Here is a 12,181-nt window from a genome sequence, read left to right on the forward strand (position 1 = left end):
ACCGTTCGATCAGCGGGAGGCAATGTTGGCTGCATTCCTGAGCCGTTTCGAGGAAGCGGCCACATCGTGGCCCGATGCGCGAGCGGTCACCGACGCCCAGGAATCGATCAGTTACAGCGAACTGAGCCGCCGCGCGATTGGCTGGTCGGTCCAACTGGCTCAACAGGGTGTGCACCGCAACGACGTCGTGGCCCTGGCCGCCGCGCGGACCAGCACAAGCATCGCGGTCATCTTGGGAGCGTGGCGGCTGGGGGCGGCCTGCATGCCGTACGCGCCGGGCATGCCGGCCCCCCGCCTGCGGCAGATGTTCGATCAGGTTCGACCCGCGGTCGCAGTCGCTGGCTCAGCGCCTCCTGGCTGGCCGAGCGATCGACCTCTGTTGCCGCCGGCGGGTGACACCGCGGCTTCGGCACCCGCCGTGCTGGAGTCCCAAACGGGCGACCTAACCGGCGACGGGCTGGCGTACATCCTGTTCACGTCCGGGTCGACCGGCGTGCCGAAGGCCGTGGCTATGCCGCACTCGGCCATCGACGGACTGATCGACTGGCAGATGTGCCAGGACGAAGGCCCCCGGACGACGACACAGTTCGCGCCGCTGTTCTTCGATGTCGCCTTCCAGGAGCTGATGTCCACGCTCGGCGCGGGCGGCGAACTCGTAATGGTGCCGGAAGAGGCGCGCCGCGAGCCGACCCAGCTGATTGCCTTGGTCGATGCCGCAGGCGTAGACCGCATGTTTCTTCCAACCGCGGCCCTGGCGCCCTTCTGCCAAGCGGCGGCCGGACTCCAGCTGCCCGGCCTACGGGACGTGATCGTCGCCGGCGAACAACTCAAGATCACAGACCTGGTCCGTGGATTCTTCGATACCAACCCGCATGTCCGGCTGCACAACCATTACGGGCCGTGCGAGACGCACGTGGTTACGACTCACACTATGTCCGGGCCAGCGTCCGCCTGGCCGGCGCTGCCGCCGATCGGGCGGCCCCTCCCGCACGTCCGGATCACGGTCACCGGCCAGGAAGGTGAGCCGGTCGCGCCGGGAGAACTCGGGGAACTCCTCGTTCACGGCGCCTGCGTTGCTTCGGGGTACTACCGAGACCCGGAGGGTACCCAGGAGCGGTTCTGCGTCGACGCATCCGGGACGACGACATATCGGACCGGCGACCTGGTCCGGGAGGAGGCCGATGGGCTCCGGTTCTACGGACGCCGCGACCAGCAGGTCAAAGTCCGCGGATACCGGGTCGAGGTGGAAGAGGTCGAGGTGGTCCTCGACGGGCATCCGGAGCTGGCCAGGTCCGCCGTTCGACCCATCGAGGTTTCCGGGACGACCGTCCTAGCCGCCTACGTCGAAACCGTCTCGACGGCGGTACCTCCATCCAACCCAGTCAGACGATTCGAGCCGGAATGGGCCTCATACGTAGCGGCCAGGCTCCCCGACTACATGGTGCCGTCGGTATGGGTCGAGATCGACCGGATACCGCTGACCCAGACGGGCAAAGTCGATCGGCTAGCCCTGCCCGCCGCTCCCACCTCTCGACCGGACTTGAACGCTTCGTTCGCCATCCCCCGTTCCGCCACCGAGCGGCGCGTCGCCAAGGTCTGGCAGGAGGTGCTGGGCGTCGACGCTGTCGGTCTCGATGACCCATTCTTCGATCTCGGCGGATCCTCCCTGCTCGCAGCCCAGGTCGTTGCGGGACTGCAGGAGGAGTTCGGGCTCTCCCTGGCGACGCGGAAGGCGTACCAGCACCCCACGGTGCGGACCCTCGCCGGATTCATCGACGGCGAGACCACCACGGCCCCACCAACCACATCTGGCCAGGCTCGGACGGTGCCGCCGGACGAGGCCGTGGCCGTGGTCGGAATCGGGTGCCGGTTTCCCGGTGCGTCGACCCCCGCCGAGTTCTGGGCCAATCTCGTGGCGGGCGTCGAGTCCATCTGGCGGCCGGACGTGGAGACCATCGACCGGAGGAACGCCGCCGATCCGTGGAACGGTGCGGTAGTCCGGGCCGCTGGCCTGCTCAACGACATCGACCAATTTGATGCCAGGTTCTTCGGCCTCCGACCGCGTGAGGCGGCGCTGATCGACCCGCAGCACCGGCTCTTCCTGGAATGCTGCGTCGAGGCGCTCGACGACGCCGGCATCGCGGGCCCCAGCGATGGACGGGTCGGCGTTTTCGCGGGCTGCGGGCCGAGCAGTTATCTGCTCAACAACGTGCTGCCTTCCCTGCCCGCACGCCCTCGCCGTAACTTGATCGACTCGGTCGATGAACTCGAACTCTTGATGGCGACGACCCAGGACTTCATTGCCAGCCGAGCCGCGTACCTGCTCAACTGCACAGGTCCGACGGTCAACGTGAACGCTGCATGTGCCACGTCGCTGGTGGCGCTCCACCATGCCCGGGTGGCACTGCTGCGGGGAGAGTGCGATCTAGCGCTCGCTGGCGCGGCGGCGATCTCTGTCCCGCAGGTCGAGGGCTACATCTACGAGCCGGCGATGATGTATTCACCTGACGGGCGCTGCCGCCCGTACGACAAGGCCGCGCAGGGCACCGTCTTCTCAAGCGGCGTCGGCGTCGTGGCACTCAAGCGCCTGTCCGACGCCCGCGCCGACGGCGACCTGGTCTATGCGGTGTTGGCCGGAAGTGCCATCGGCAATGACGGCGCGGCCAAGGTTGGCATGACCGCGCCGAGCGTTGCCGGGCAGGCGTCCGTCATCGCGGCGGCCTGGGCCGACAGCGGCCTGGATCCCGGGTCTGTGGGGTTCGTTGAAGGACACGGCACCGCGACGCCAGTTGGGGACGACGTGGAGTTGACCGCCCTGGCACAGGTGTTCGGCGCTCTCCCGGCCGGCTCGGCGGTGCTCGGATCGGTGAAGTCCAACATCGGGCACCTCGGCTGGGCCGCCGGCATGGCCGGCCTGATCAAGACCGTGCTGGCCGTATCGCACGGGCAGATCCCGCCGACGGTGCACTTCCAGCACCCCACCGACCAGCTGACCGAATCGGCGTATCCATTCCGGGTCAGCGGTGACCTGGTCACGTGGTCCGATGCGGAACGAGTCGCCGGCGTCAGCGCCTTCGGCCTCGGCGGCGTGAACGCACACGTCGTTGTCACCGGGCCGGTGCCCGTCCGCAACCAGGCGGACCTCGCTCGCAGGGATGGCCACAACGTCGCGACCGTCGTGCCGGTCAGCGCACGGTCCAGGGACTCCCTGCGCGCCACCGTGGCCGGCTACAAGACCGTGTTTAACGCCGCTGACCTGGACGTCCCAGCCGTGGCGAGCACCGCGGCCACCGGCCGGCGACACTTCGAGTGGCGGACCGCATTCGTCGGTGACTCGGCGGCCGAGTTCGAGCGGTCACGGGCCGCGGCGGTGATACCGACGGCGCCGGCATCACCTGGCAACATCGTCGGTGTCTTCACCGGCCAGGGCGGCGAATACCCAGGGATGGGCCGACGCCTCGCCGAGGTCAGCCCCGTCTACCGGTCGGCGCTGCACGACCTGGCGCCGCTGTTCCGGGAACTGACCGGCCGCAAGTTGGACGACGCCATAGGCCGGCTCGGCGAACCCCGCGACCCAGCGGTCTCGGGTTCGATCGCACTGATCCAGCCTCTGGTGTTCGTCACGCAGATGGCGATGGTCGAGCTGTGGCGCTCACTCGGGGTCGAGTTCGACGTTGTCATGGGACACAGCCTCGGCGAGTTCGCCGCAGCCTGCACTGCTGGCGTGTTCCCCGTCGAAGATGGACTACGGTTCGTGGCGGAGCGAGGTCGCCTGCTTCAGTCCCTGCCCGACGACGCGGGCATGGCGGTCCTGTACCGCAACGAGGACGACACCCGGGAACTCGTCGCGGACAGCCGACTGCCACTGGAGATCTCCGCGCTGAACGCCCCTCTGGTCACCGGAGTATCTGGAAAGCGGACCGTCCTGGAGGAATTCGTCGCCTGGGCATGCGCCAAGGGGCTTGACGCAAGAATCCTGACGGTGAACCGGGCCGGCCACTCGTCGTTGATGGACCCCATCCTGTACGAATTGCACGCGGCGGCACGGTCGGTCCGCTTCGGCACCGCCGACCGGCCCATGATCTCGAACGTTACCGGCGAACTCGCCGGATCCGAGGTGGGCAGTGCGGACTACTGGCGTGAGCACTTGCGCCAGCCTGTGCGGTTTGCTGCGGGCCTGCTCCGCACAGCATCAATCGGGGCGGGCAGTTACGTCGAGATCGGCGGGCACACCGTCCTGAGCCCGCTAATCGCGGCGTGCCGACCCGACTTCGAGGGTCCTGTGGTACCGACCCTGCGCCGCGGCCAGCGGGATGACCGAGTGCTCGCCGAATCGGTCGCCTCGCTCTACACCGCTGGTGCATCTGTGAATTGGTCGGCGCTGCCGGGCGCGACCGCTAGGCGGACCAGACTGCCGGCGTACCCGTTCACTCGCAGCCGGACATGGGTCGACAGCCCGGTTGCCGCCGTACCGACTTCCGCGACCCGCGACGGTGCCCTCTCCCCGCGCGACACGTCGAGCGAGCACTGGCAGTACGAGATTTCCTGGCGCCCGACGGACCTGCCGCAGCCCGACGGGCCGAAGCGTTGGCTGCTGGTGCACGACGACCCTTTGATCGCGGACGCGCTGATCGATCGGCTGGTCGGTGCGGGTCACCGGGTGATGCAGACACGGAAGCTCGACAAAGCGCAGATGTCGGACGTCGACGAGGTGGTCGTGTGTGCCACCGGATCGACCGGCGCCACGGACCCGATCTCCGCCGTCTGTGCACCGCTCTCGGCCCTCCTGACCGCCGCAGCCTCAGACACCGGCAAGCGCGTGACAGTGCTGACCCGCCTCGCCCAACCTGCGCCTGATGGCCAGGTGACGCAGTGGCCGCTCGCGGCGTTGATCGGCACGGTCCGAGTAGCACGCAACGAGCTCGGCACGGATGACTTCCGTAGCATCGACATCGAGTCGGCGACGGACCTGGCCAGGTTGGCCGCAGCATTGAGCGCCCCCGGCGGTGGCGAGTTCGCCGACAGAGGCGGGTCCTGGTATCAGCCGGTGCTGACCCTAGCCGAGGACGCAGACGGGTCGCCCGCGCCGCTTTCGCCGGAGAAGACCTTCCTCGTCGTCGGCGGACTGCGAGGGCTGGGGCTGTGGTCCGCAGAGCAGCTCATCCGGGCTGGCGCCCGCCAACTCGTGCTGGTCGGCCGCACCGCCCCAACCGGTGAGGAGCGCGCTCGGCTGGCAGCGCTCCGCTCAGCGGGCGCAACGGTCGACGTCCACCAGGTCGATATCACCGATAAGGCTGCGGTGGCGGCGCTGGTGTCCGGCCTTCCCCACATTGGCCTTGGAGGCGTCCTGTACTGCGCTGGCGTGCTCCACGACGGCGTGCTCACCGAGTCCACATGGGAGCGCTTCGAACCGTCGCTGCGGGCCAAGGCAGTCGGCGCCGCACTGCTCGCCGACGAGATTGAGGCGGCGGACCTGCACCCGGAGTTCTTCGTGCTGTACTCGTCGGCCGCCTCGATCCTGGGACACCCGGGCCAGGCCGCCCACGCGGCGGCAAACGCGATGCTGGACGCCTTCGCCCACTTCCAGCGGCAGCTCGGCCGCCCGATGACCGCGGTGAACTGGGGACCATGGCGCGACGACGGATTCCTGCGCGATAAGCCAGCCCTGCTCGCCCTGCTCGATCAGAGCGGCATGCGGATGATCACGGCCGGGAACGGTGCTCGCCTTCTGCGGCGCGTGCTGCGCAGCGCAGCGCCACAAGTGGCGTTCCTTGCGAACGACTGGCCTGTTTACTTGCGGCATTACGGTCTGAGCAGCGACCCGTTCTACCGGTCCGTGGCCCCTTCATCCACTGAGCAGACCGTGGAGGGCGACGACCTCTGCCGGGAGATCGCCATCGCGCCAGAGAGCCGGCGGCGGGAGATTGTGCGGCGTGCGATTAACGAGGCGGTGGAGGCGGTACTGGGTGAGACTGGCGACGGGCCGTTCCACGATCTCGGTATGGATTCGCTGTCGGCGATCCGGCTGCGCAATGCGCTCGCCTCGCGGCTGACGTGCACGCTGCCGCTGTCCGTTGCGTTTGACCATCCGTCGGCCGACCTGCTCACCGAGCACCTGACCGCCTCAGTGCTCGACGATGCCTGGCGCGCCAAGCACAGCGGCGCGAGCGGCAACCGCGTGCTGTCATCGCAGGCGTCAGAGCCTGCCGTATATCAGGTTCGTGGCGAAGACGTCGTCAGGCCATGGTCCATGCAGCAGAGGCGCTGGCTGGAGCTCATCGAAGGCTCCGGGTACGGGCACCGAGTTGTCCCCATCGTGTTCCACGCGCCGTTCGTCCGCGAACCTCTGTTGAGCGCGCTGCACGACGTGATCGGTCGGCACGAGTTGCTGCGATACCGCTACACGGACGACGGCTCCATGCTGCTGCCCCCACGGGCGTGTCTTCCCGATCTGGACATCCTGGTGAGCGATGTCTCGGTTTGCCCGGAGGACGAGCGGCAGCGACGCGTCGCAGCGCTCGTCGACGAGCTGCGGACGAACGTTCCGAACCTCAGGACCGGCCCTTCGTGGACGTTGCGCTGCGTCCGCACTGAAGCGGACGAATTCGTCATCCTGTTGTCGCTGCAACACATCGACTTTGACGGTACGGGACTGACGGTGTTCGCCGAGGAACTCCGCGACGCCTACCACGCTCGACGCATAGGCGTCCCCGCCGACCTCCCCGCCGCCGTCGGATACGCCGAGTTCGTCGCATGGCAACGTGCCGCCGCCGAAGAGCAGCGCGTCTCGGCGCTTGAGTTCTTCCGCGGGCTTTTCGCGAGCGTCCCCGTGACGACAAGCCTGCCGAACCACCACGGGTTCGGAGTTACCCGGGCATTGCCCTCGGAGCGCTACACACCCGACCTCGACCTGCGATCGGAGCTCCTGCGGCAGGCCGCCGCCCGGCTGAGAGTCTCCCCGTTCGCCTTGGTGCTGGGCACATATGCGACGACGGTGTACGAACTCGTCGGCGCATCGTCCGTGGTGATCAGCGCAATCGCCAGTGGCCGCTCAGAGGAACGCTTCCTGCGGACGATCGGCCCGTTCACCGCGCCGCTGCCGATGCCGCTACACCCGGCGGGCTGCGATCCCAACCAGATGGCGGTCCAGGCGAACGCTGTGTCTACGGCTGTAAACGGACGCGCGCCGTTGATGCCGATTACCGAACTGCTCGAAGATGTTCGCTGTTTCGACGGATTCCCGTTCGACACCTACTTCTCCGACGTCGCGATCAACTTCACGAACTACGGCCAGGTCACGCAGGCGGCGGCGCCGTTCGAGGTAGAGGTACTTGAGGTGCTAGGCCCGGTCCGCAATCACCTGTTCGCACAGGTGGACTTCGGCCGTCTGACAAGGGTCCCTGGGCTGCATCTGGTTTTCGACGCCTCCGGACACCACTGCCGGCCCAATTTCTGGTTTCACACCGACCGGTTCTCGCCCGCCTGGGTGGAGAACGTCGCCCATCGATTTTGCGACCTGCTGACCGCCCATGTTCAGGCCCTGCTTAGCCCCGCCCTGCCCCAGTCGCCGCCCACGTAAATTTTTCTGTGTCACGGAAGCGGCGGCAAGGTTCACCCGTCGAGATCCAGCATGCGGGCATAATGCAGCTCGGCCGCCACGGTCACGGTAGCGATGGGGCCACTTCGGTGCTTGGCCACGATGAGGTCGCATTCGCCCGGTCGTGATGATCCCTGATCGTAGTAATCGTCGCGGTGGACCAGGATGACGACGTCGGCATCGTCTTCGATCGTGCCGGAGTCGCGCAGGTCGATCAGTTGGGGCCGCTTGTCGGTGCGCTGCTCGACCAGCCGGTTGAGCTGGGACATCACCACGACAGGGATGTCGAGTTCCAGGCTCAGATCCTTGAGGGCGCGGCTGACGTCGGAGACCTCCCGGTACCGGTCATTGCGGCCCTTGACGAACATCTGCAGGTAGTCCACGACGATCAATCCGATGCTGTGACGGGTGCGGAGTCGTCGGGCTTTGGCCCGCAGCTCATCGACCGTGGTGACGGCGGCGTCGATGAACAGCGGCGACTCGCTGGCGGCTTGGATCCCCCGGGCCAGGCTGGTCCACTCCGCGTCGGTGAGCAGACCGGCGCGCAGCACATGTAAGGGAACCTCTGTCTCGGCGGACAGGATTCGGGTCGCCACCTCCATCTCGGGCATCTCCCGGGTGAACAGCACCCCCGGGCAACCCAGGCGGAACACCACGTGCCGCAGGATGCTCAGCCCGACCGCCGACTTGCCGATCCCCGGTCTACCCCCGATTACGACGAGTTGACCTGGTCGCAGGCCGGACAGCAGCCGGTCGAGATCCTGAAATCCGGTGCTCAGGAACGGTGGGCTGTCGCCCGTGCTGGCCTCGATGCTGTCCAACACCTCGACGAGCATTTCGGGGAGCATCACCGTGTCGCGCCCGTCGGCGGTCAGGTCGTAGAGGGCCTGCTGGGCGAGGTCGACGGCGTCCGGCGTCGCGATCGTGGAGGACGGGTCGACCAGCCGCATGATGCGGTAGCCGGCCTCGCCCAGCCGGCGCCGCAACGCCTTGTCGGCGACCAACTGCGCGTAGTGCACAACTGACGCTCGCACCGGCACCACGCTGATCAGCGTGTGCAGATATGGGGCGCCGCCGATGCGTTGCAGATCGTCGCGTTCCGCAAGGAAATGGGCCACCATCGCCGGGTCGGCGGGTTCGGTCCGGCCGTACAACTCCAGGATGGCCTCGTAGATGATCCCATGCTCGCGGCGGGCGAAGTCGCCGGCTCGCAAGGTCGGCACCGCGTCGGCGATGGCGTCCTTGCTCAGCATCATCAATCCGAGCGCGCATTGCTCGGCGATGATGTCCTGTGGTGTAGCCGGGTCGGGGATCTCAGGCGGGGCGGAGGCGCCGGGGCCGTCGTCCGTCGCAGTCATGGATACATCTTGCCGTTCTGTCCGGACGACCTGCGGAGCAGGCCGGAGTCTCGCGGCCGTGGCAACGCGGATCGGTCAATGGAGCCTCCTCGACAGCGCGCCGAAGAATTTCTCCAGCGTTCTGCCCTCGTAGTTCAGCGTGTGGCTACAGTAACTACCTCCCAGCCTTCTGCAGCGAACGCCTTGAAGCGTTCCAGTGCATCGTCAACGACGCTAGGTCCGCGTTCGTGGATATCCGCTGGCAGTCTCGGTTCGCTGACCGAACGGCACGTCGCTGACCGCTGGAGACCCGGGGGGCGTCGATGTCATCATTGGGTATGAGCATGCCACGACAGCGATGCCGTCGGGTTCCGGCGCGGCCGGGGCGTGGCATGTCGTGACGCGGCTGAGCCGGGAGATCCTGGCGTGTCTGGGCCCGCGGCGGCCCGACCTGGTGGCGGAGATCCTCCGGAGGACGCCGGTGTTTCGGTGCCCGGTCTGCGGTAGGGCCGGCGATGCGCTGACCGAGCCTACCGAGGCGACCTTCGAGCAGGACACCGTCGACCAGATCGCCCACACCCTCGGTGTCACCCGCAGCACCGTCTACGCCCACCTCGACCGCGCCGCCTGAACCACCGGCCCCGAGAAGGGACAACCGATGCCCGCCCCCCGCCTGCGCCTCACCTGCTGCCTGTGTCGCAAGCCCATCGCGTACCGAACAGACATCTACGCCCTTGACGCCGAGTGGCAGCGCCGCTACCCGCAGATGGTCGGCACCCTCGCTTGCGTCACCTGCGCGGTCCACGGCAAGCAGTACTACTTCCGGTGCGAGCGGCCCGACGGCACCTTCATCGACGGCCACCAGCCCGCCGCGGACCAAAGCGACGACCAGGACTTCGACTCCTGGAGCCACATTGCCGCGTTCGGCACGCAGACCGCGCTGGTCTACTCCCACCCCTGGTCCGCCGTACAACAAGGCGCCGAGGACTGGCTCCGCCACGCCGTCCAACGACCCCAACTCAACAACGAGGTACGCGCACAGATCCAGGACGCACTCGACCGGTGGCAGACAAGAGCAAACGACGTTGGCCCGCCCAAGACCCGGGTGAGCAAGGAGAGCCGATGACACCGCCCACGATGATCTGTCAGCGCTACGAGCAGGGATCGACGGCGTGGGACAACAGGCTGCCACGCGACTACTGGGGCGCGGTCGAGATCGACACGCTGCCGCGCGCCCTGCACCGCAATGACCACGTCGTGGCGCGCGGGTACGCAGTGGGCTTCGGGCAGTGGTTTTTCTTCCCCGCCATCGAGCCCGCGCTGGCGTTCGGACGCGCCGCGCGCATGTCGGCGGAGTGCAGCGCCTACGGGGTGTATGAGGCCGCTCGCGAGCTGAAGTTCTGCGAACACCATCAGCAGGACGAGCTCGTCCTGCTGATCAAAAAGGGGGACAGCCTCGACCGCAAGGCCGACGAGGTCGAGCTGCTCAAACGCTTCGTGCAGGGCATCAAGGAGCGCCCCTGGTCCGCCGGATGGCACGAGCCCACCGGCTATCTCACCGAAATCGGCAGCAACGGGCGGCCATTCACCACCCGCCGCCGCTCATTGCCGCTGTAGTACTGGCAGACGCCTCAGCCCGTCGCGGCGGGCGGATCAAGCCGATCACGAACCGCTCGCAGTGCCGCCTGTACCTCGGCCCGCACCACCGCAATCTCCCCACGAAGGTGCTCGGTGTCGGCCCGGATCTCGGCCAGCGCACGCAGATTCGCTCTCAGGTCCTCACCAATCCGGTCCGGTCCATCTCCCACACGCATGCCCCCCGCACGTTACCAGTCGACGCCGGGCCGAAGCCGTTGCCACCCACGTCAAACGGCGCTGTCATTTAGCTCGCGCGATCACTGACAAATACTCGGCGCACAACATGAAGCAGATGGTGCATGAGGCACTCATGCTCACGTGTGCGAGCCGAGTCGCGCCGCACTCTACCGCTGAGCTCGGATCAGTAGGGTCCGGCCCAACCGCTGTGGCCGAACGAGAAAACGACCGTCAGACAGCACTGCCACGGAGCAGCGATCACACCACGTCGCCGTGTTCCACAGCCGCACAGCGAGCTCGTATGCCGGCCGGTCAACCTGCCACCGCCACCACCGCGCCGCCGCGAGCAAGCCGGCCGCCACCACCACGAGCACCGCAAGGACGACCAGCGGCCCGGCATGGCTTCGCCCACCTGAGCCGGCCACATCGGCCAAGGCGAGAAGTCCGATACATCCGGCGAAACCAGCCACCGCGGCCGGCCGGGACCAGTGCCGCGGCGACGGTGGTGGCGCCAAAGTCGCTGCCAGCCCGCTTCGAGTCGTCGCACGGCCGGTGCTGAACCGCACTTGGCGCCCAGACACGACGTGCGACAGCCGCACGTCGGCGCGCTGAATCCCAGCGGCGTACACCGTCGGTATCGGTGCGACACGGTCGTCACGCCTGCACTGGGGGCACGACATCGAGGCCAGTGTCGGATTGTCTCGTCTCGTTCGTGCCGGAACTGCTGTCTCGGTGTCTCGTCTCGCGCCCGGCCCGACGCCCACTCCGTCTCGGATCGTCATCTCGCCTCCGTCTCGCCAATCACCGCCGCGCATCCTCGGCCCTGTCTCGTTCGCCTTCACGGTCACGCCGCCTCGGCCAACCAGCCCGACCGGGCCGCAGCCACCTCGGCCTCGGTGACTCGGCCTTGTCGCACCCAGTCGTTTATGACGCGTCGACCATAGTTGTTGGTTCCGAACTTGCGGTCCAGGTCGGCGCCGGTCAGCGCACGCCGGTGCATCCGGCACTCCTCCCAGTAGGCCCACATCGCTGCCCGCTGCGTCGCGTTGTCCCCCGCCCTGTACGCGACAGAGCGCTCGTCGCCGGTCGTGCGCTCTGTCGCTGTTTCGTCGCGCTCACCAGCGACAGCACCGCCAATCAGCGAACCGCCTGTTGCCTCGCTCGGTCGATCCTGCCGCGACGCGGCCACTGCCGCATTGATCTCGACCGGTGCGGGCCTGCCCTTCGAGACATCGTCTGCGCTGCCGCCCGCTCCGTCGAGACCACACGCGGCGAACGGCACCGAAACCGGCGGCTCGGCCGAGACGGGAACCGGCTCGCCGAGACCCGTGTGCGCCGAGACGGGAACCGGCTCGCCGAGACCCGTGTGCGCCGAGACGGGAACCGGCTCGCCGAGACCCGTGTGCGCCGAGACGGGAACCGGCTCGCCGTA

The 12,181-nt window shown here is 67.7% G+C and carries 6 protein-coding genes; 4 read left to right on the forward strand and 2 right to left on the reverse strand.

The features are described 5' to 3' along the window. The first annotated feature begins 22 nt into the window (after positions 1–22). The gene (locus AB0M46_RS13870) at positions 23–7,579 is read left to right on the forward strand and encodes an SDR family NAD(P)-dependent oxidoreductase (RefSeq protein ID WP_363335734.1); all 7,557 of its coding nucleotides are present in this window, start codon (positions 23–25) and stop codon (positions 7,577–7,579) included. A gap of 32 nt (positions 7,580–7,611) precedes the next feature. On the opposite strand, the gene dnaB is transcribed toward AB0M46_RS13870, so the two are convergent. Continuing rightward, positions 7,612–8,955, reverse strand: coding sequence for a replicative DNA helicase (dnaB, locus tag AB0M46_RS13875; protein ID WP_363335736.1), 1,344 nt, complete (start codon positions 8,953–8,955; stop codon positions 7,612–7,614). Between the two features lie 337 nt (positions 8,956–9,292). Between dnaB and AB0M46_RS13880 the strand changes: the two genes are divergently transcribed. Genes AB0M46_RS13880 through AB0M46_RS13890 form a run of 3 tightly spaced genes read left to right on the forward strand, consistent with a single transcriptional unit; the run spans position 9,293 to position 10,551 of the window. Further along, the gene (locus AB0M46_RS13880; protein ID WP_363335738.1) at positions 9,293–9,565 is read left to right on the forward strand and encodes a hypothetical protein; all 273 of its coding nucleotides are present in this window, start codon (positions 9,293–9,295) and stop codon (positions 9,563–9,565) included. A gap of 27 nt (positions 9,566–9,592) precedes the next feature. Next, positions 9,593–10,060, forward strand: coding sequence for a hypothetical protein (locus AB0M46_RS13885; protein ID WP_363335740.1), 468 nt, complete (start codon positions 9,593–9,595; stop codon positions 10,058–10,060). After that, positions 10,057–10,551, forward strand: coding sequence for a hypothetical protein (locus AB0M46_RS13890; protein WP_363335742.1), 495 nt, complete (start codon positions 10,057–10,059; stop codon positions 10,549–10,551). The genes AB0M46_RS13885 and AB0M46_RS13890 overlap by 4 nt, the downstream gene beginning before the upstream one ends. A 1,042-nt stretch (positions 10,552–11,593) precedes the next feature. Here AB0M46_RS13890 and AB0M46_RS13895 read toward each other — a convergent pair. After that, positions 11,594–12,181, reverse strand: a 588-nt coding sequence (locus AB0M46_RS13895) for a hypothetical protein (RefSeq protein WP_363335744.1), incomplete at its 5' end; no start/stop codon positions are given.

Origin of the sequence: Dactylosporangium sp. NPDC051485 (assembly GCF_040682015.1) — a bacterium.
Classification (GTDB): Bacteria; Actinomycetota; Actinomycetes; order Mycobacteriales; family Micromonosporaceae; genus Dactylosporangium.

Excerpts from the sequence above, each read along its gene's own strand:
- AB0M46_RS13880 (WP_363335738.1), top strand. The coding sequence starts at position 9,293 with ATGCCGTCGGGTTCCGGCGCGGCCGGGGCGTGGCATGTCGTGACGCGG.
- AB0M46_RS13885 (WP_363335740.1), top strand. The coding sequence starts at position 9,593 with ATGCCCGCCCCCCGCCTGCGCCTCACCTGCTGCCTGTGTCGCAAGCCC.
- AB0M46_RS13890 (WP_363335742.1), top strand. The coding sequence starts at position 10,057 with ATGACACCGCCCACGATGATCTGTCAGCGCTACGAGCAGGGATCGACG.
- dnaB (WP_363335736.1), bottom strand. The coding sequence starts at position 8,955 with ATGACTGCGACGGACGACGGCCCCGGCGCCTCCGCCCCGCCTGAGATC.
- AB0M46_RS13870 (WP_363335734.1), top strand. The coding sequence starts at position 23 with ATGTTGGCTGCATTCCTGAGCCGTTTCGAGGAAGCGGCCACATCGTGG.